Raw genomic sequence first — 18,956 nt, 5'->3', positions numbered from 1 at the left:
CACGTGGTCCGCACGACGGGTGGCCGGGGTGTCGTGCGGGACTGCCGTGGGCCGTCGGCGCTAGGCCAGGCTGAGCGTCGTCCGGCTGCCCGCCCTGCCCCGGTGCACCCGCAGCTGGGTCGGGATGCGGGTCTGGAGCTCGGGCACGTGGCTGACCACACCGACCACCCGACCACCGTCGCGCAGCGTGTCGAGGGTGTCCATGACGTCCTCGAGGGTCTCGGCGTCGAGCGACCCGAAGCCCTCGTCGACGAAGAGGGTGTCGAGGTCGGTGCCTCCCGCCTCGTCGGTGATCACGTCGGCCAGCCCGAGCGCCAGGGCGAGCGAGACGACGAACGTCTCACCGCCCGACAGGGTCGCCGGGTCGCGGGTGTCGCCGGTCCAGTCGTCGCGGACGAGCAGGCTGAGCCCGCCGCGCGTCTCCCCGGCGCCGCGGCGGCCGGTGTGCACGAGGGAGTAGCGCTGGTCGCTCATCGAGGACAGGCGTAGGTTGGCCGCGTCGACGACCTGCCCCAGGCGGTGCGCCAGGACGTAGGCCGAGAGCCGCATCTGGAGCCGGTTGTCGGGGTGCTTGCCCTCCACCAGGGCGGCGAGGTCGGCGACCAGGTCGAGCTCGGACCGGACGGGCGACCAGGCGGCGAGTGCCGCCTCGACCATCGCCGCGAGCCCGCGGAGCCGCTCGACGCGCTCGCGCAGTCCGAGCTCCTCGAGGCGAGCAGTGGCCAGCTCCTCCTTGGCCCGGTGGTGGGCCCGGGCGAGCGCCTCGAGGTCGGGCTCCTCGGCAGCCGCTGCCCGGGTCAGCTCAGGGTCCGCGAGCACCTCGGCCAGTCGTGCGGCCTCACGCTCGTGTCGCTCGACCTGCTGCTGCAGGTCCGCCACCGCGTCGTCGGGGAGCCACGCGGCGGCTGCTGCGACCGAGGACTCGAAACCCGCCTGCGCGGCCGTCTCGTCGGCTGCCAGCTGGGTGCTGTCGGACGTGGACCGGGCCCGCGTCAGGTCGGCGGCGAGGTCGGCGCACTGGTGGGCCAGTGCCTCGACCCGCTGGTGGAAGGCGGTGACGCGGTCGAGGTCGGACCCGTCCGGAACGACCCGGGCGAGCTGGTCGCGCAGCGACGCCTGGCGGGACGCGATGACCGCCGCCTCGGTCTCGAGCGCTGCCGCCGTCGCTCCCAGCGACTCGCGGTCCCGGGCCAGGGACTCGCGCTCGGCGAGGAGGGCCTCGACGCGGGCCGCGAGGTCGCCGACCCGCGATGCCTCGGCACGGGCGCGCTGCACACGGGTGCGGACGTCCTCCTCCTCGGCGAGGAGGTGCGCGGCCGTCGCGCCCGCCTCGGCGCGCAGGGCCGCCAGCCGGGACTCGATGCCGCGGACCTGCTGGGCGTGGGCCTCCACCACGACCTCGAGGTCGTCGACCTCCCGTCGGGCCTCGCGCTCGGTGGCCTCGTCGGGCGCGCCCGGCGCGGGCGCCGCGGGGTGGGGGTGGTCGGCCGACCCGCAGACCGGGCAGCTCGCGCCGACCGCCAGCCGCCCCGCGATCTCGGCGGCCATGCCGTCGAGGCGTTGCTCGCGGATCTCCACCAGCGCCTCACGGGCCAGCAGGCGCGCCTCGATCGCCTCGGCGAGGGACCGCTCGGCGGCGCGCAGCTCGGAGTCGAGGGCCTCGGCGGACCGCGCAGCCCGGATCCGGGTGCGGACCACCTCGAGCTCACCGGCCAGCGCCGCGGCGAGGACCTCGGCGTCGCGTGCCGCCGTCAGTGCGGGCTGGGCGAGCTCGAGCTCGATCGGGACGGCGTCGGCCCGGGCCGCGACCCGGAGGAGCTCGGCGTCGGTCTCGGCACTCCGGCGCGTGCAACGCGCCAGCTCGCGCTCGAGGTCGGCAGCCTGGCGCTGCAGCGGTCGGAGGCGTACGACCTCGGCGAGGGTGCGCGCCGCCGCGGTCCGGTGCTCGGCGACCTGCTGGTCGTCGAGGGACGTGCCGACCAGTTCCTCGAGCGCGGCGTGTGCGGTCGACTGTCGCATCTGCAGGTCGGCGACGTCCGCCCCGGCGCGGACGGCGAGCTCGTGGAGGGGCTTGACCGCGCGCGCCCGGTGCGCCCGGTCGACGCGTCGTCGGCGCTCGGCGTGCCCTGCAGCGGCGGCCTCGAGGTCGGACCGGGCACGGTGGGCGGCAGCGTGCGTGGCGCGCAGCCCGGCGAGCTCGATGCCGGCGGCGGAGGCTGAGGCCGCGGCCACCTCGGCCGAGGCGGCTCGCTCGACCTCGGCGGCCTGCGCCGCCGAGGCCGCGCCAGCGGCGGCCCCGAGCGCCTCGATCCAGCCGCTGAGCAGCTCGGGGTCCGTGGGCCACTCGGCCGGTGCGTCGTCACCACCGACCTCGCTGACCCGGCTGACGAGGTCGGCGACGGTGGTGTGGTGGGACTCGGACGCGCGCCGCAGCTCGACCCGACGGTCGCGCAACGACTTCTCGATCCGGTCGAAGCGCTCGGTCTGGAACACCTGCTGGAGCAGGGCGTGGCGCTCCTCGGACCGGGCCCGGAGGAAGGCCTGGAACCGGCCCTGGGGGAGCAGTGCGACCTGGCAGAACTGGGGGAGCGTCATCCCGACCAGGCGCGTGACCAGGTGGCCGGTCTCGTCGAGCCGGGTGCTGAGCGGCTGCCACTCGACGGCGCCGTCGGCGGCGGGACGCCGTTCGGAGATGACGACGCGCGCCTGCTCTGTCGTGGTGCCGACGCCCCGCTTCTTGGGGCGGGTCCACGCGGGCGACCGGTCGATCCGGAACCGTCGGCCCGCGAGCGTGGCCTCGAGGACCACCCGGGGGACGGCGTCCGCTGCCGCGTGGTCGGAGCGCAGCCGCTTGGCCGCCGAGCGGTCGCCCGGCACGTCGCCGTAGAGGGCGAAGCAGACGGCGTCGAGCACGCTGGACTTGCCGGCACCGGTCGGTCCGCTGAGCAGGAAGAGGCCGGCGTCGGAGAGCGCGTCGAAGTCGACCTCGGCGCGGTCGGCGAACGGCCCGAACGCCTCGACCTCGAGGCGGTGCAGCCTCATGTCGCCTCACCCGCGCGACGACTCGGCGCCCCGACCAGCACGTCCTGGTCGGGGTCGTGGCAGCAGGCGTCGACGGCCTCCTGGAGGAGGGCCGTCTCGGCGTCGGTCGCCGCGGACCCACGTACGTGGCGGACGAAGTCGAGCGCGATGGTGTGGTCGCTCGTGCCGGTGGCCGGCCGGGTCGGCTCCGGCGGCTCGGCCGGGGGCGTGGGGAACTGCAGGACGAGGGTGTGCGGGAAGCGGCGGCGGAGCTGCTCCATGGCGCGCGCCGGTCGGCGCTCGTCGGTGAGCGTCGCCTGCACCCAGTGCTGCTCGACGTCGGCGAGCGAGGCGTCCTCGAGGAGCTGGGTGAGGGTGCCGGTGATCCGCGACAACCGGCGCGGCACCGGCGCGCTGATCCACGTCGCGGACGAGACGCCGGTCGCGTCGAGCTCCACGAGCCACGTGCCCTTGGCCTGGTCGGCCTCCGAGAAGGAGTAGGCGAGCGGGGAGCCGGAGTAGCGCAGCGCGTCGGAGAGCACGTGGGGACCGTGGAGGTGCCCGAGTGCGGTGTAGTGGATGCCGTCGAAGACGCTCGTGGCGACCCGTGAGACGCCGCCGACGCTGATGTCGCGCTCGGACTCCGACGGGGTGGCGCCGGCGACGAACGCGTGAGCCAGGACGACCGAGCGGGTGGACGGGGGACGCGCGGCGAGGTCAGCGCGTACGCGGGTCATCGCCTCGCTCAGCGCGGCCTCGTGGCTGCGGTGCCCGAGGCCCCACGGGTGGAGCAGCGCGGAAGGATCGAGGTAGGGGATGGCGTGGATCGCCACGTCGCCGTGACGGTCGCCCAGTACGACCGGCGTGCCGACGGTCGAGGCGTCGGTGCGCACGAAGACACCGGCGGCGTCCATCAGCCGCGACCCGAAGCCCAGCCGCCGGGCGCTGTCGTGGTTGCCGCTGCTCACCACGACCCGGGCACGCGAGGCGGCCAACCTCGAGAACGCCTCGTCGGCCAGGGTGACGGCGTCGACGTGGGGGAGCGCGCGGTCGTAGACGTCGCCGGACACGACGACCACGTCCACCCTCTCGGACTCGACCACCTCGAGCAGGTGGTCGATGAACGCACCCTGGTGCCCCAGGAGGTCCTCGCGGTGGAAGGACCTCCCCAGGTGCCAGTCAGAGGTGTGGAGGATGCGCACACGCCGACCGTAGATCGCCGCACCGACACCCGTCGGCTCACCACGCCGGGCCGGGGGTGTGGTGTGGGAGGGCCGGCTCACTCTCGCCTGCGCCGGGTCGTGTTGCGTGCAGCAGCCACCCGGTTGTCCCGAGTCCTGCGTGCCGCACGCATGCGCTTCAGTGCCATCGATCGGGGCTGTCCACCACCCGTGATCGACGTGTTCCGAAGACCGGCATTGGACGCCCCGCTCGGGTGGCAAGCGGCCGCCCGGGACCGCTTGTGCTGGACGTCTCCCGCATGTTCCGCGGGTTCGATCCGGGTGCATTAACAGGTGTAAGGACGGCGGGCCGTTGTCGGTGGTAGTCCGTAGAATCGAACACATGATCGAGACGCTGGCAGCGGCACCCGGAGCTGAGGTCGAGGACCTCTCCGCCTCGGCGCTGCTTGCCTCGATCCGCTCCGCTCGCAGTGACGAAGCGGCCGCGGCTGCACGACAGCTCGACCTCGCCGCGCGGTGGGCCGACCTCCACCCGCCGGAGTCGATCCACGCCGCCGCGACCTTCACCGACGGTGGCCGCTACGGCCTGGAGCACGAGGAGCCCATCGCCGGCGAGGGTTGTCCGGCGGTGGCGGAGTTCTGCGTCGCCGAGCTCGGCGCCGTCCTTGGCATCTCCTCCACCTCGGCGAAGCGGCTCATCGGGCACGCGCTCGAGCTACGGCACCGGCTCCCACGCCTGTGGGCTCAGGTCCACGCCGGTCAGGTCCCGGCCTGGCGCGCCCGCACGGTCGCCGAGGCCACCATCCACGCCACCCCGTCCCTCACGGTCGAGGCAGCGCGGTGGGTCGACACCCAGGTCGCCGCCGTCGCCGGACGCATCGGACCCGCGCAGCTCGACCGGCTGGTCGCGGAGACGATCAAGCGCCACCACCTCGACGCCCACGACCCCACGAGTGATCTCGACGACGGCTGGCAGCACGTCGACCCGCGCCACGCGACCCTCCACTCCGAGGACGTGCACTACGCCGGGACCATGCGGTTCGAGGCCGAGCTCGACATCGCCGACGCCCTCGACCTCGACCGAGCCCTCGCCCACGGCGCCGAGACGCTCGCGGCGTTGGGATCAGTCGCACCCTTGGATTCCCGCCGTTCGCAAGCGCTGGGCGACCTGGCCCGCACCCAGACCGCGCTCGACCTCCACGCGCAAGGCTCGACCGCCACCCGGAGCGAGGACGGCCTGCCCATCGCCCGGGAAGTCGTCCTGCACGCCCACTCCGACGCCGGCCTCGACGGGCTCGACGGGCCGGACACCGTGTTCGGACCCACCGGCCGGATGGAGGAGGGCCAGCGTCTCGTCCTCCTCGAGCAGGTGCAGGACTGGTGCGGCGACTCCCGGACCACGGTCACCGTCAAGCCGGTCATCGACCTCACCGCCGAGCTCACCGCACCCGGCTACGACATCCCCGACCGGATCCGCGAACAGGTGACCCTGCGCGACCGCACGTGCGTCTTCCCGTGGTGCACCCGACCAGCCCGAGCCTGCGACATCGACCACGTCGTTCCCTACGACCACGACGCCGCCGCCGAGGGCCGCCCACAACCGGGTCCGACGGTCAGCTCGAACCTCGCCCCGGAGTGTCGCTGGCACCACCGGCTCAAGACCCACACTGGCTGGCGCTACGAGGTGACCGGAATAGGTGTCTACGAGTGGACCAGCCCCCACGGCAATCGCTACCGACGCGACCGCACCGGGACCACCCGGATCAGTGGCGCTGCTGCTGGGGCCGACCCGCCCGACCGACCATGACCCCGCTCCACACCCCGCCGAGCAACCTGCCGGCGGGGGCTTCGTGGCGCTCTGATCCGCCCGAAGTCCGGCATGGCGACACAACGCGGGCCGAAGACAGCGGTGCACTTCTTGCCTGCTGGACCACAGCACGGGTGGCGGTCGTTGTAGTCGCGATTGTCGAGGTCCGGCTCGCCAACGCAACCAACAGAGACCGTTCTGGTGACGCTCGAAGACGTCAAGTGAGGTACGGCAGCACGATCGGCGCCTTCGCCGCCAACCGGCGGAACAGCCGCGCGGAAGACGAACGCGGTGATGGGGACGGCAGCCGTACCGTTCTCGCCGGCGACGGCACGCCTCGACGCGGTCGACACCGGTCGTGGGAGGCGGTCACAGGGAGGACCAGCTCGCAGCGCTGGCGGACAGCGTTGGCGCCTGGCGCGCCGACACGCGTCGGTGAGATTGACGACCGAGCCGCCAAGTCGATGGTGGCGGCCAAAGCGGCCGCGCATCAGCCGAGAGCCAGCCGACCGACCGGTCCCTCAGCAGTAGCGGACCGTCCGCCCCGGCGAGGTGAAGCCCCACAGGTCGATGCCCGCCTCGGCGGCCAGCCGGGCCGCGAGGCTGGTGGGGGCGCCGACGGCGACGATGGACCCGATGCCGCTGGCCGCGGCCTTCTGCACGAGCTCGAAGCCCACCCGTCCACTGAGGACCAAGCAGGCGGCCGCTGAAGGCTCGCCGGCGAGCACCCGGGCGCCCACGACCTTGTCGACGGCGTTGTGGCGCCCGACGTCCTCGCGGACCACCAACATGCTTCCGTCCGCTGCGGCGAGCCCGGCCGCGTGCACGCCGCCCGTCTTCGCGAACAGCTGCTGTCGCTCCCGCAGCGCCTCCGGCAGGCGTCGTACGACGTCCGCACCGGGACGCGGGCCGGGCCAGGCCGTCCCCGACCGGGTCTCCAGCGCCTCCGCGACGCTGTCCTTGCCGCACACGCCGCACGCCGACGACCCGGCGGACGCGGCCACGTGGCGGTGGGGGAGGTCGGCGGCGGTGCTGGTGACGGACACCGTCACGACGTTGAACTCCTGCTCCGGGGCGAGGTCCTCGTCGGTGCAGTAGGCGACCTGGGCCAGCGAGTCCGCCGTGGCGAGCCCCTCGTTGACCAGCCAGCCGGCAGCGAGCTCGAAGTCGTGTCCCGGCGTCCGCATCGTCACCCATGCGCGACGCGGCTCCAGCACCCCGGCGCGCACGCGGATCTCGAGGGGCTCCTCGGTGATGAGCCGGTCCTCGCGCGGGATCTCCGCGTCGGCCGTGTGCTCCACGACGCGCGTCCGGACCGACGGTCCCGGCCGCCGCCCACGCTCGCTCGTCACTCCACGAGACTATCCGGTGGGGCGGTGGGTGGTGGTCGACGTCACCCCGTCGGGGATGCCGGTCGGGCGGAGCGGCACTCCTAGGATGTAAGAGCCGCAACGGTGCGGCCGCTTCTTACATCTCCGCTCACGACGCGAGGGCCACCAGCCCTCGGAAGGATCGACCTCCATGACCACGCAAGTGCACCTCGCCCTCAGCCTCGTCGACGCGCGGGCTCGCTCGGCCGAGGACCGTGCACTCCTGCGGGACGTGGAGCTCGCCCGTCGCGAGGAGCGTCGCGCCCGCCGCGCCGCACGCCGCGCCACCCGCTGATCCTGGGGAGGTAAGCGACGGAGGTCAGGGACGCAGCCCGCGTCGGCTGACCACCAGAAGGGCGAGCCCGAGGAGGACGAGCCCGGCGCTGGCGACCCCCAGCCACCGCGAGGGGCCCCCGGTGTCCGGCAGCACGACCGGCTGGTCGGTGTCGCCGCCGTCCTCGTCCGTGGGCTCGTCCGTGGGCTCGTCAGTGGGCTCGTCGGTGGGATCGACGGTCGGCGTGGACTCCGGGGTCGGCTCCGGGGTGGGAGTCGGAGATGCGGTCGGTGACGGGCCGGCGGTCGTCGGACTCGGCGTGGGCGTCGGCGACGTCGTGGGGGAGGGAGACGTCGTCGGAGCGGTCGCGAGGACGAAGTCCAGCCCGCCGCGCACCTCGCCCGCCGCGGTGATCAACGCGGTCTGCGCCGACGCGCCCGTCACGACGGTGCCGTCGGGGGCGCGCACGGTCACCGTCCAGGTGCCGGCCCCGAGCTGGTCGAGGAAGTAGCCGCCCGCCGCGTCCGTGACCAGGACCTGCTGCCCACCGGGGCCGTCGACGACCACCTCGACGCCGGCCACTGGCGTCCCGTCGCGCGTGATCGTGCCGCCCACGGCACCGGGTCGGGTCAGGGCGACGTCCTGCGCGGCCAGGCCGCCGGCCGGGACGGTGATCGCGCGTGGGGGAGGAGCGTCGTACCCCGCGGGTGCGACGACCGCCAGGGTGTAGTCGCCCGGCGGCACGCCGTCGAGCTCGTAGGTGCCGTCGCCGGCGGTCGCCACCGTCAACGGAGGTCCTCCGCCGGCCGGGGTCAGCACGACCTGCACCCCGCCGAGCCCCTGGCCGCCGCCGGTCACGGTGCCGGTGACGGACGGCAGGTCGACGAGCACGAAGTCCTGGTCCTCGACCGGCTGGGTGGCGACCTCGACGCCGGTGATGCTGGTCCCGGCCGGACCGGCGCCGTAGCCGGCCGGCACGCCGACGGAGATGGTGTAGCCGGTGCCCACGGCGTTGGCGTCGAAGAGGTAGGTCCCGTTCGCGCCCGTCGTGGTGGTGACCACGCCGCCCCCGGGTGCGGTGAGGCTGACGACGACACCCGCCACCCCGCCGGCGGCGTCACGGACGGTGCCGCTCACGGGCTGCGGCACGATGTCCCGCACGGCGAAAGCCGCGCGCGATGCGGGATCGTCGTCGTTGCCCCGGTTGGACACCGTGCGCTCCGCCGGACCCACGACCGCGCAGTCGTCCGGCGCGTCGAGGCGTACGACGTAGCCGGCCTGCGTCGCGACCTCCCCGAAGGAGTAGGTCCCGCCGGTAGCGGGTGTCGTGGTGCCGAGCACCTCGCCGTACGACGAGAGGAGGGTGAGCGTGGTCCGGTCCGGGGTGCAGGCGTCACCGGGTGGCGTCGTCACGGTGCCGCCGACCGGACGGGCACGGCTGACGAACCAGGTCTGGTAGACCGGGAACCCCGCGCGTCGGGTGAAGGTGAGCGTGAGGCTCGTGAGCCGGATGTCGGGCTCGAACCAGCCGCTGGCACCGTCGGTGTCGGTCGCCGCCGCGTTGCCGCCGAGGGTGGACGTCGCGGGGTCCCAGGTCGGCACGTCGGTCCCGCCGGCGTAGTTGAAGGCGCCGGCGAACCACGAGGAGACCTCGGCGGCCGGCACGGCGTCACCCTCGGCGTCGGTGGCGCCCACGCGTACGGCGTCCGCGTCGACGTCCCCGAGCACGAACGCCCAGCCCGTGTCGGGCGTCGGGGCGTCGAAGGTGTAGGTCGTCGTGGAGGGGGAGGTCGCCGTGTCGGCCCTCGGTCGCAGCAGCAGGTAGGGGTTGCCGCTGCTCGTGCCGTACTTCTGGCCGGGCGGCGTGCCGGCGCCGAGGACGGCGCTGGTGCCGGCGGGCAGCGACACGGGGGAGCGCGAGTCCGACGCGACGGCGGCGGCCGGGAAGCCCGGCGACTGCTGCGTCATCGTGGTGCGGAACGCGTTGGACGACCCCTGGACGGGGGCCCAGGCAGCCCACCGGTCCGTCAGGGCCAGCGCGGGTGCACCCACCGCGAGGACGACCAGGAGCCCGGCGAGGAGCGCAGCCAGGAGCGATGCGGACCTGCGTGCCATGTGCGGCTCCCCCCGATGGACCTGCCTCCCGAGGAGGGTAGCGAGGCACCGCCGTGGCGAGAAGCGCGCGCTTCCGCGGCTCTGGCAGGGTGGCGCCCATGACGGACGACAGCCTGCGCAGCATCGAGCTCACCCGCATCGGACCGGCCCGGTTCAAGGCCACGAACGCCCGCGGCGGGGAGACGTTCTTCGGCACCGGGGGTGACGACCCCGACTTCACGCCGGTCGAGCTGCTGCTGGCGGCCATCGCCGGGTGCAGCGCGCTGGACGTCGAGGCGATCACGCACAAGCGGACCACCAGCACGACGTTCGAGGTGCACGCCGAGGGCCACAAGGTGCGCGACGACCTCGGCAACCACATGACCGGGCTGCGCGTGTCCTTCGACGTGCGGTTCCCCGACGGACCCGAGGGCGACGCCGCCTGCGACCGCGTGCAGGCGGCGATCGAGATGTCGCGCGACCGGCTCTGCTCGGTCTCGAGGACCGTGCAGCTCGGCGAGGAGGTCGTCTACGACCCGGTCAGCCGACCGTGACCTTCTCGATGGTGACGTCCTTGTTGGGCGCACCGCCACCGGCCGGGCTGGAGGCGTCGTTGCCCTCCGCTGCGATGTCCTCGATCACGCCGATGCCGGCCTCGTCGATCGTGCCGAACACGGTGTAGCTCGGCGGGAACTGCGAGTCCAGGAAGACCAGGAAGAACTGCGAGCCATTCGTGTTCGGCCCGGCGTTGGCCATCGCCAGGGTGCCGGCGGGGTAGGTCTCGTCGCCGGTGAGCTCGTCGGCGAACGAGTAGCCCGCGCCGCCCGAGCCGGTGCCCGTGGGGTCGCCGCACTGCAGGATCCCGAAGCCCTCCTGGTCACCGATGCGCGGGCACGGGGTGTCGTCGTAGAAGCCCTGCTCGGCCAGCGAGACGAACGAGTTCACCGTGCACGGGGCGGCCGCCGCGTCGAGGGTGAGGCCGATGTCGCCGAAGTTCGTGGTGATGGTCGCTGCCACCGTGCCCTCGGCCTGCGCCTCGGTGTCGGGAGCCTCCACCTCGCGCGCCGGCTGCTGGCCGTCGGCGGGGTAGTCGCACGTCGCGGTCTCACCGGCGGCGGTCTCCGAGGCCTCCGGCGACTCGCTCTCGGACGGCGAGGCGCTCGAGGTGTCCTCCGCGACGTCGTCCGCCACGTCGTTCTCGGTGCCACACCCGGCGAGGGCGAGGACGGACAGGCAGGTCGCCACGGCGGCAAGTCGCTTCAGCATGGCGCCGATCGTAACGAGCCGCGGGTCACATCTCCTCATGGGTGTCGGGGTCCCCGCCGAACAGCCGGCCGTCGGGCTCGGCGAGCGAGGAGATCGCCGCCACCTGCTCGGGAGTGAGCTCGAAGCCGAACACGTCGAGGTTCTGCGCCTGCCGGCCGGGGTCCGCCGACTTCGGGATCGGCAGCGACCCCAGCTGCACGTGCCAGCGGAGGATGACCTGGCCCGGGGAGACACCGTGCGACTGCGCCGCGGACGTGACGGCGTCCTCCTCCAGCGGGGCCCGGCGCTTGCCCATCGGGCTCCACGCCTCGGTGCGGATGCCGAGCCGGTCGTGGACCGCCCGCATGTGCTCCTGCGGGAAGCGGGGGTGCAGCTCGACCTGGTTGACCGCCGGCGTGACACCGGTGTCGTCGATGATCCGCTCGAGGTGCTCCTCGGTGAAGTTCGAGACGCCGATGGATCGGACGAGGCCCTCGTCCCGGAGCGCGACCAGGGCCCGCCACGCCTCGACGTACCTGCCCTGGCCCGGGTTCGGCCAGTGGATGAGGTGGAGGTCCGTGCGCTCGAGCCCCAGCCGCTCGAGCGAGGACCTGACCGACGCGACGGCGTCGTCGTAGCCGTGGTGGCGACCGGGGATCTTGCTGGTCACGAATACCTCGTCGCGGGAGAGCCCCGACCGGCGGAGGGCCTCGCCGACCTCGGTCTCGTTCTCGTAGTTGACCGCCGTGTCGACGAGCCGGTAGCCGGCCTCGAGCGCACTTACGATCGAGGCGGTGCCGTCCTCTCCGCGGAGCGGGTAGGTGCCGAAGCCGATAGCGGGCAGCGTGGTGCCGTCGTTGAGGGTGTGGGTCGGGATCTCAGCCATGCGCCCCAACCTAGGGGGACAGGCGAGGAGGAGGGTCAGACGCCCAGGCCGACGGCCACCACGCAGGCCACCAGCACCGCCGCGAGCAGGCCGTGGCCGGCCAGCACCGGCTTGGGGATCTGCTTCTCGACGACCGCCACGTCGGCGGGATCGGTCGCGGGTCGCTCCAGCGTCGTGGAGTGGCCGGCGGTGCGCGAGAGCATGACGAGGCCACCGGCGATGCTCAGCAGGAGGGACCCGAGCGTCACCCACACCATGGGGTCTGCGCGGGTGACCATCCAGCCGATCCACAACGTCGGGGCGGCCAGGCCGAGCATGGCGTGGCCGAACACGAGCAGGGGTGGCAGCCGGGTGGCGCGTGCGGTGCTGAAGCTGGCACCCGCCGTGGAGACGGCGCCGAAGAGGTAGGCGCCACCGACGACCTGCACGACCAGGAGCATCATCACGAGCGTCGACATGGGGCCCGGTACCCCGTGGCGCGACGATCACGCGGGGGCATGCCGAGCCCGCGGAGGGGAACGGCCCGGACATGCCCGACGACGCAGTGACTCCCGCCACCGACGCGGAGGTGGACCTGACCGAGCCACTGGCGCGCGATGACCAGCCGCTGCCACACAGCGCGAGCGGTGAGGTCACGGCGGAGACGGACCTGTCGGCGCTGGCGCCGCCGAGCCGCCCCGCGCGGCGCTGGACCCCCAAGCGAGTGGTGGTCACCCCCGCAGCCCTCGACGAGGAGCACGGACGGCGGATCGTCGAGCGCGTGGAGGCGCTCGGCATCGAGGTCGAGCGCCTCAAGGCCAACCGGCTGACGGGCGTGCGCGGCGAGACGGACCGGGAGACGTACGCGCGGGCCAAGTCGACGTTGGCCGTGGTCGTGAGCCCGCCGAGCCGTCGCACGCTGCAGCCCATCGCCCCCAGCGCGGACTGGCGCGTCGACCTCGCCGAGGGCTGTCCGGCGCACTGCCAGTACTGCTACCTGGCCGGCTCGCTGTCCGGTCCACCCGTCACCCGCGTGTACGCCGACCTCGACGGGATCCTCGCCGGCCTGACCGACTACGTCGGCACGGGGACGGTGACCAGCCGGTCCCGGGCACGCATCGCGGAGGGGACGACGTTCGAGGCGTCCTGCTACACCGACCCCCTGGCGCTCGACCACCTCACCGGCAGCTGGCAGCGTGCGGTCGAGTACTTCGGCGCCTGGGACGCGCCGGTGCAGCTGCGGTGGACGACGAAGTACGGCGACGTCGACCGCTTCGTCGACCTGCCCCACGCGGGCCGCACCCGGGTCCGGTTCAGCGTGAACTGCCTGCCGGTCACACGTCGGTGGGAGGGCGGGACGAGCACCCTCGAGCAGCGCCTCGCCGCGCTGCGCCGGCTCGCCTCCGCGGGCTACCCGGTCGGGCTCACCATCGCACCGATCATGCCGCTCGACGGCTGGCGCGCGCACTACGGCCACCTGCTCGACCTCGTGGAAGCCGCGGTCGCGGAGGTGCCCGAGCTCGACCTGACCGCCGAGCTGATCACGCACCGGTTCACCGCCAGCAGCAAGGAGGTGCTGCTCGGCTGGTACCCCCGCACCACCCTCGAGATGGACGAGGCCCGGAGGTCCGTCAAGAGGGGCCGGTTCGGCACGAGCAAGCACGTCTACCCCAAGGAGGTCATGAGCGAGCTGCGCCGGTGGTTCGAGGACCAGCTCGCGCAACGGCTGCCGCAGTGCCGGGTCCTCTACTGGACCTGACTCCGACCGCCGCCGGCGCCCACCTCCGACGCGGCGCCCACGACGGCCGGCAGCAGCGCGTCGGCGATCACGGCGTAGCCGGCACTCGAGGGGTGAAAGCGGTCGGCCGAGAACAGGGAGGGGTCGGCGGCGAAGGCGTGCGACGCGCGCTGGTCGGGGTCGGCCACCAGGCCGCCCTCAGCGGTCGCGGCCGCGGCCTGCTGGGCACGGAAGGCGTCGCCCGCGGCACGGACCACCCCGCGCAGCGCCACGGGGACGTGCGGGACGGCGCTGAGGTCGGGAGCCGGGGCGACGACCACCTCGCTGCCGGCCGCACGCAGGCGTCGTACGGCGTCCGCGAGCGCGCGCACGGCCCGGGCGACCGGCTCGCGGTGGGTGAGGTCGTTGGCACCGATCACGACCACGGCGACGTCGGGGGCCCACCCGAGGGCCGAGTCGACCTGGGCGGCGAGCCCGGAGCTGCGCGCCCCGGGAACGGCGAAGGTGCGCAGCTCGACGTCGATCGCGCGCACGGCCAGGCCCTCCACAAGGCGGGGCCCCAGCCGGTCCCGTTCGCGGGCAGCGCCCTGCCCCCACGCGATGGAGTCACCGAGGAGCGCCAGCCGAGCCGTCATGGCCCCAGCACAGCAGACGCGACCAAGGCCCGTTGTGGCACGCTGGCGCCTCCGGAAGTCGGCGGGGGAGAGCATGCACGAGACCACCACGACGGCGAGCGACACCGATCTCGGCCTCGTCGCACGCGAGCCGTGGCACCCCGCGTTGTGGGGCGGGCTGGCGCTGCAGCTGGCAGCGGTCGCTGCAGCCGCCGTGCTGTGGTCGGACTGGTACGACGACGGCCTCGACGCCCCGTGGTGGGCCGACGTCGCCGGAGCCGCGAGCGCGGTGATCGCACTTGCCGGGGGAATCGTCGCCGCGTGGTGGCCGCGTCGTCAGGACCGCGCACCGGTCGAGGGTGCGGCGTGGCTCCGGGCGTGCTGGCAGCTCCTCTTCGTCTTCGCCATCGGCGTCGTCCTGACGATCGCCAGCCTGTTCACCGACGGCACGTCGTGGGGCAGCGTGCTCCTCATCAGCGCAGGGATCGGCACGATGCTGCTCCCGATCCCGACCCTGCTGCTCGTCGTCGGGCCGGTCGTGCTCCTCACCGACGTGCGACGGCCCGGAGTCGACGCGCGGTGGTACGACGTCGCGGCGATGACGGCCCTGATGCCGTGGGTCGCCGTGCTCGCGTCGTCGCTGGCAGGGGCGGTTCCCGACACCGGTGAGCCGATGACGCGGGGGGACCACCTGGCCGAGTGGATCGGGGTCGTCGTCGGCACGACCGAGCCGCGCGAGCCGTGGCTGGCGTGGCTCGTCCGGGCGGTGACGATCGTCTTCCTGGTGATCCTCTGGCGAGCAGCGGTCGTGAGCCGCCGTACGCTCGCGGCCCGGCGCGAGGTCCGGTGACCACCGCGCCGCGCGTGCTGGTCGTCGGCCCGGCCAGCGCCAACGAGATCATCCACCTCGCCGCCCTCCCGGACCCCGTGCCGGGCACGCACTTCGCCGAGCGCTCCTGGAGCACCCTCGGAGGCACGTCCGCGGGCAAGGCGCTCAACCTCGCCGCCCTCGGTGCCCGGGTGGCGCTGCTGACGGTGCTCGGCACCGACGACGTGGGCGCGCGGGTGCGGGGGAGCCTCGAGGCGGCGGGGGTCCGCGTGGTCGCGCGACCGAGTCGCAGCGGGCGGTGCGAGCGGCACGTCAACCTGATGACCGACGCGGGGGAGCGCGTCTCCATCTACACCCACCTGCCCTCGCCGGCAGAGCCGTGGACGACGCGGGACGCGGACGAACACCTGTTCGACGCCGATCTCGTCGTCGTCGACCTGTCCGAGGCGTCCGCGCCGTGGGTGGCATGGGCGCGCGATGCAGGCGTGCCGACGTGGAGCGACCTGCACGACTACGACGGCGCGTCCGCCTTCCACGAGCCGTTCAGCCACGCGGACCACCTGCAGCTGTCGTCGGAGCGGATGCCGGACTGGCGGGCGTACGCCGAGCGGGTCGCCGCCGACGGCAGGACCGTCGTCGTGACGCACGGCGCGGACGGCTCGTCGGCGGTCGGCCCGGACGGCGCGTGGGTGGATGCGGAGGCTCAGGACGTCGAGGTCGTCGACGCCAACGGCGCCGGCGACGCGTTCTTCGCCGGATTCCTCGTCGCCCGGTGGAACGGCTCCGACCTGCGTGCGTCGCTGGACGCGGGAGCAGCGCGGGCTGTCGTCTGCCTCAGTGGTCCGCACCTGGCCGGCGAGGTGGGGGGACTGGAGGAGGGCTGACCTGGGCGTCCTCGATCGACGCTTGTTGACATAATGTCAGTTATCGGCGATATTCCGATGTGGGTGGAGACCTCCCGGGACCGTTCAGCAGCGCCGCAGTTGGTAGGTCCCGACACGCGTCGCGGCGGACCCGGTCGACCTCGTCCTGGGCCAGCGACGCCGTGGCGCGTACGACGCCCAGCGCGGGTCGCCGGAACCGGATCGTCGACTCCTTCACCAGCGGCACGAACCCCGCGAGCTCACCCTCCAGGTCGAAGGTCGCGAGGCTGAGCACGCCGCCGAGCATCTCGGCGACGCTGAACAGCGAGCCGGCGTAGGTCACACCGAAGTGGTTCGTGTTGGGCTCGGGCGGGAGCTCGGCGGCGGCGAAGCCGGGCCGCAGCTCGACGACCCGGATCCCCATCGCCTCGAGGATCGGGACCGATGCCAGGGACGAGGATGCCTCCACCCACGCAGGTATAGGCCATCCGGCGGCGTGCGGCAATGTGTGGACGATGCGGGGAACCGTGTGTCCCCGGGCACCCACGGGCGCCCGGGGGACACACGCGGATCACCTGTGCGTGACCTTCGTGGTCGGCTCGCTCCTCACGGTCGTGGTGATGAAGCCCGCCTCGCGGACGGTCACGCGCAGCGTCACCCTCCTGCCGAGGAGTCCCCTGCGCAGCTCGAGCGTCGGCGTGCTGCCGAGCCTCTTCGTGCCGGCGTACCACGCGTAGCGCACGGTCGGATCCGTGCCGATGCCCCGGACCCGCGCCTTCAGCGTGCGGCCGACCTGTGCCTTCCCGGCGATCTTCGCCACCACGGTGCCGAACCGGGCCCGGGCGACGGCCGACGTCGTGGCGCTCCTCGTGGTCACCGCGGCGTAGCCCGGCTTGGTCCCCGTCACCGCCACGCTGATGCGCGTCCTCACGTCGTCGAGCCCGAGGACGTACGACGCACCGGTGGCGCCGCCGACCGGGACGCCGTCGCGCAGCCACTGATAGCCCACCGAGACTCCCCCGTCCCACGTGCCGGGGCTGACGGTCAGCGTCTCGCCGAACCTCGCCGTCCCGGACACCACGGGTGCGGGAGTGGCCAGGAGGCGGCCCTCGGAGACCGTCGCCGCGGCGCTCCGCCGGGTGACACCGGTGTAACCCGCCTTCGTCGCCGTCACCGCGACCTCGAGCTGCTTGCCGACGTCGGCCGCGCCGAGGGTCCGACTGGCGCCTGCGCCGACCGGCTCGCTGTCGAGGAACCACTCGTACGTCAGCGCGGCGCCGTCGTCCCAGGCACCCGGTTGCGCCGTGACGGTGGCGCCGACGACCGCGTCGCCCTGGATGGTCGGCGTCGGGGTGCTGGCGAGCGTGCCCGCAGCGACGGTCGCCGCAGCGCTGGTCCGGGTCACGGGCGAGTAGTCGGGGTGGCTGCCGGTGACCGCGACCGAGACCGTCCTGCCCACGTCGTCGGGGCGGAGCGTGAAGTTCGACGCGGTGGCGCCCTCGACGGGCGTGCCGTCGACCAGCCACTGGTGGGAGAAGCTCGTGCCGTCACGCCAGCCGGGCGTGCTGACGGTGACCGTGCCACCGACCGCGAACGTGCCGGTGACCTCCGGCGTGCCCGACGGGGTGAGCGGCTGCACGCCGACGGCTGCCTCGCTGGCGCAGCCTGCGGTCGAGCACAGGCCGCCGAGGCCGGTGGGCACCGCGGTCGCCCGCAGCGTCTCGTCGGAGACGTCGCCGTCGACGACGACGTCGAAGGTCGCGGTGGCCGAGGACCCGACCGCAGTCGGGGGAATGGTCCAGGTCAGCGTGGTGCCGTCGAGCACCAGGCCGTCGGGCAGGGTGCCGAGGCTCGCGTCGTCCAGGACGTCGGCCAGGTCGACCTCCACGATGCCGTCGGTCAGCGCGACCTTGCCGACGTTGGCCGCGGTGAGCTGGTAGGTCAGCGTGCCTCCCGGCTGCGGCGTCGACGCAGGCTCGCCGGCCAGGGTGAGGTCGTACTTGCTCGGCCAGGCCGGCTTGTCGCCGTCGAGGATCCAGTCCTGCCAGAACGCGTCGAGGTCGCGTCCCGAGACCTCCTCGGCCAGTGCCTTCAGGTCCTCACCGCTGCGGCTCTCGCCCGCGTACCGGGTCTGCCACTCCCGGACGACCTCGAGGAAGTCGTCGTTGCGCAGCGCCGTGCGGAGCGCCTCCCAGAACTGGGCGCCGCGCGTGTAGGTCTGGTAGCCGTAGATGTTCGCGGGATTCGTCTGCGCGCCGGGCGGGGTGGCCCAGTTCGCGCTCGTCGAGGCCGTGTTGTTCCAGCTGTTGAAGTACGTCGTCTCGGTCGCGCCCGGGTTGGGCGTGGCTGGCGCCAGCACGTTGGTGTGCCAGCTCGGTCCCCAGGTGGCCATGCCCTCGTTCATCCAGATGTCGGTCCACAGCTGCGGCGTGACGTTGTCGCCGTTCCACTGGTGGGCGAGCTCGTGGATCAGCGTGTTGCCGTTGACCGAGCCGGTGCTCGGGAAGAACGAGCGGTCCTGCGTCTCGAGGGCGTAGTTGATGCCGCTCGGCACGGTGTCGACGACGACGCCGGTGCTGTTGCCCGGGTAGGGGCCGTAGAGCTGCTCCAGCCGGGTGATGATCGTGCCGAGCAGCGCGCGGCGGTTGGTGATCGTCGTCTTGTTGGCCGCCGACAGCGACGAGTCCATGAACGACCACTCCGGGATGACGCGGCCGTCGGACAGCGTCACCTGCGACTCGATGACGTCGTACTTGCCGATCGAGATGATGATCAATTCACTGGCCATCTGCTCCTGCTGGACCCACCGCCAGGTGGTGCGGGTGCCGTCCTCGCTGACGGTCCTGGAGGCGAGCTCGCCGTTGCCGACCACGGCGCTGTCGCCGGGACCGGTCGCCGAGGTGATGGTGCTGGGGATCGTGGTGGTGAAGCTCCAGGTGGCCTTGTCCCCCGGCATGTTGTTGTGCGGGATGCCCGCCATGGCCCCACCGGCTGACCCATGAAGGTGGCGCCGTCCGACGTCGCGGCCCAGCCCTCCCACGAGCCGTCCGGGTCC

16 protein-coding genes are annotated in these 18,956 nt (G+C 73.5%); 6 read left to right on the top strand and 10 right to left on the bottom strand.

Going from position 1 to position 18,956, the window contains the following annotated elements; genetic code table 11:
• Window positions 1–60 precede the first annotated feature (60 nt).
• Both SHK17_RS10275 and SHK17_RS10270 read right to left on the bottom strand, forming a co-directional pair.
• Window positions 61–3,042: an SMC family ATPase gene (locus SHK17_RS10275; protein WP_322921992.1), complete on the bottom strand. Its 2,982-nt coding sequence runs from the start codon at window positions 3,040–3,042 to the stop codon at window positions 61–63.
• Complete coding sequence (locus SHK17_RS10270; protein ID WP_322921991.1) at window positions 3,039–4,223, bottom strand: exonuclease SbcCD subunit D; 1,185 nt, start codon at window positions 4,221–4,223, stop codon at window positions 3,039–3,041. The genes SHK17_RS10275 and SHK17_RS10270 overlap by 4 nt, the downstream gene beginning before the upstream one ends.
• 361 nt (window positions 4,224–4,584) lie before the next feature.
• On the opposite strand from SHK17_RS10270, the gene SHK17_RS10265 reads away from it, so the two are divergent.
• Entirely contained in the window at window positions 4,585–6,009 is a 1,425-nt protein-coding gene (locus tag SHK17_RS10265) for an HNH endonuclease signature motif containing protein (RefSeq protein ID WP_322921990.1), read from the top strand.
• Window positions 6,010–6,530: 521 nt separating this feature from the next.
• Here the strand turns inward: SHK17_RS10265 and SHK17_RS10260 are convergent.
• Entirely contained in the window at window positions 6,531–7,361 is an 831-nt protein-coding gene (locus SHK17_RS10260; RefSeq protein WP_322921989.1) for a formate dehydrogenase accessory sulfurtransferase FdhD, read from the bottom strand.
• A 169-nt stretch (window positions 7,362–7,530) separates the two neighbouring features.
• Here SHK17_RS10260 and SHK17_RS10255 point away from each other — a divergent pair, with 169 nt between their 5' ends.
• Complete coding sequence (locus SHK17_RS10255) at window positions 7,531–7,674, top strand: hypothetical protein (protein ID WP_322424241.1); 144 nt, start codon at window positions 7,531–7,533, stop codon at window positions 7,672–7,674.
• A gap of 24 nt (window positions 7,675–7,698) precedes the next feature.
• Here the strand turns inward: SHK17_RS10255 and SHK17_RS10250 are convergent, their stop codons facing one another.
• Window positions 7,699–9,768 carry an MSCRAMM family protein gene (locus SHK17_RS10250; RefSeq protein WP_322921988.1) on the bottom strand — a complete coding sequence of 690 codons (2,070 nt, stop codon included), beginning with the start codon at window positions 9,766–9,768 and terminating at the stop codon, window positions 7,699–7,701.
• A 98-nt stretch (window positions 9,769–9,866) separates the two neighbouring features.
• On the opposite strand from SHK17_RS10250, the gene SHK17_RS10245 reads away from it, so the two are divergent.
• A complete protein-coding gene (locus tag SHK17_RS10245; protein WP_322921987.1) occupies window positions 9,867–10,301 on the top strand; it encodes an OsmC family protein in 435 nt (144 codons plus the stop codon).
• Here the strand turns inward: SHK17_RS10245 and SHK17_RS10240 are convergent.
• Genes SHK17_RS10240 through SHK17_RS10230 form a run of 3 tightly spaced genes read right to left on the bottom strand, consistent with a single transcriptional unit; the run spans window position 10,288 to window position 12,336 of the window.
• Entirely contained in the window at window positions 10,288–11,013 is a 726-nt protein-coding gene (locus tag SHK17_RS10240) for a peptidylprolyl isomerase (RefSeq protein WP_172272256.1), read from the bottom strand. The genes SHK17_RS10245 and SHK17_RS10240 overlap by 14 nt on opposite strands.
• A 25-nt stretch (window positions 11,014–11,038) precedes the next feature.
• A complete protein-coding gene (locus tag SHK17_RS10235) occupies window positions 11,039–11,878 on the bottom strand; it encodes an aldo/keto reductase (protein ID WP_322921986.1) in 840 nt (279 codons plus the stop codon).
• A gap of 35 nt (window positions 11,879–11,913) precedes the next feature.
• Window positions 11,914–12,336, bottom strand: coding sequence for a hypothetical protein (locus tag SHK17_RS10230; RefSeq protein ID WP_322921984.1), 423 nt, complete (start codon window positions 12,334–12,336; stop codon window positions 11,914–11,916).
• Between the two features lie 71 nt (window positions 12,337–12,407).
• On the opposite strand from SHK17_RS10230, the gene SHK17_RS10225 reads away from it, so the two are divergent.
• On the top strand, window positions 12,408–13,616 hold the full coding sequence (locus SHK17_RS10225; RefSeq protein WP_322921982.1) for an SPL family radical SAM protein: 1,209 nt from the start codon (window positions 12,408–12,410) through the stop codon (window positions 13,614–13,616).
• Here SHK17_RS10225 and SHK17_RS10220 read toward each other — a convergent pair.
• Window positions 13,604–14,230, bottom strand: a complete 627-nt coding sequence (locus tag SHK17_RS10220; protein WP_322921981.1) for an SGNH/GDSL hydrolase family protein — start codon at window positions 14,228–14,230, stop codon at window positions 13,604–13,606. The genes SHK17_RS10225 and SHK17_RS10220 overlap by 13 nt on opposite strands.
• A 73-nt stretch (window positions 14,231–14,303) precedes the next feature.
• Here SHK17_RS10220 and SHK17_RS10215 point away from each other — a divergent pair, with 73 nt between their 5' ends.
• Together SHK17_RS10215 and SHK17_RS10210 are read left to right on the top strand one after the other, a co-directional pair.
• Entirely contained in the window at window positions 14,304–15,059 is a 756-nt protein-coding gene (locus SHK17_RS10215; protein ID WP_322921980.1) for a hypothetical protein, read from the top strand.
• A complete protein-coding gene (locus tag SHK17_RS10210) occupies window positions 15,056–15,922 on the top strand; it encodes a carbohydrate kinase family protein (RefSeq protein ID WP_322921979.1) in 867 nt (288 codons plus the stop codon). The genes SHK17_RS10215 and SHK17_RS10210 overlap by 4 nt, the downstream gene beginning before the upstream one ends.
• A 40-nt stretch (window positions 15,923–15,962) precedes the next feature.
• On the opposite strand, the gene SHK17_RS10205 is transcribed toward SHK17_RS10210, so the two are convergent.
• Both SHK17_RS10205 and SHK17_RS10200 read right to left on the bottom strand, forming a co-directional pair.
• Window positions 15,963–16,370, bottom strand: coding sequence for a YiiD C-terminal domain-containing protein (locus SHK17_RS10205; protein WP_322921978.1), 408 nt, complete (start codon window positions 16,368–16,370; stop codon window positions 15,963–15,965).
• Between the two features lie 102 nt (window positions 16,371–16,472).
• A complete protein-coding gene (locus SHK17_RS10200; protein ID WP_322921977.1) occupies window positions 16,473–18,881 on the bottom strand; it encodes a M1 family aminopeptidase in 2,409 nt (802 codons plus the stop codon).
• Window positions 18,882–18,956 lie beyond the last annotated feature (75 nt).

The organism is Nocardioides renjunii, assembly GCF_034661175.1.
GTDB lineage: Bacteria > Actinomycetota > Actinomycetes > Propionibacteriales > Nocardioidaceae > Nocardioides > Nocardioides renjunii.
Note: the sequence above shows the minus strand (reverse complement) of the source record. Positions and strands in the feature narration are given on the sequence as shown.

Coding starts and splice junctions, on each gene's coding strand:
- SHK17_RS10255 (WP_322424241.1), top strand. CDS start 7,531: ATGACCACGCAAGTGCACCTCGCCCTCAGCCTCGTCGACGCGCGGGCT.
- SHK17_RS10265 (WP_322921990.1), top strand. CDS start 4,585: ATGATCGAGACGCTGGCAGCGGCACCCGGAGCTGAGGTCGAGGACCTC.
- SHK17_RS10220 (WP_322921981.1), bottom strand. CDS start 14,230: ATGACGGCTCGGCTGGCGCTCCTCGGTGACTCCATCGCGTGGGGGCAG.
- SHK17_RS10245 (WP_322921987.1), top strand. CDS start 9,867: ATGACGGACGACAGCCTGCGCAGCATCGAGCTCACCCGCATCGGACCG.
- SHK17_RS10240 (WP_172272256.1), bottom strand. CDS start 11,013: ATGCTGAAGCGACTTGCCGCCGTGGCGACCTGCCTGTCCGTCCTCGCC.
- SHK17_RS10250 (WP_322921988.1), bottom strand. CDS start 9,768: ATGGCACGCAGGTCCGCATCGCTCCTGGCTGCGCTCCTCGCCGGGCTC.
- SHK17_RS10225 (WP_322921982.1), top strand. CDS start 12,408: ATGCCCGACGACGCAGTGACTCCCGCCACCGACGCGGAGGTGGACCTG.
- SHK17_RS10230 (WP_322921984.1), bottom strand. CDS start 12,336: ATGTCGACGCTCGTGATGATGCTCCTGGTCGTGCAGGTCGTCGGTGGC.
- SHK17_RS10275 (WP_322921992.1), bottom strand. CDS start 3,042: ATGAGGCTGCACCGCCTCGAGGTCGAGGCGTTCGGGCCGTTCGCCGAC.
- SHK17_RS10200 (WP_322921977.1), bottom strand. CDS start 18,881: ATGGCGGGCATCCCGCACAACAACATGCCGGGGGACAAGGCCACCTGG.
- SHK17_RS10215 (WP_322921980.1), top strand. CDS start 14,304: ATGCACGAGACCACCACGACGGCGAGCGACACCGATCTCGGCCTCGTC.
- SHK17_RS10235 (WP_322921986.1), bottom strand. CDS start 11,878: ATGGCTGAGATCCCGACCCACACCCTCAACGACGGCACCACGCTGCCC.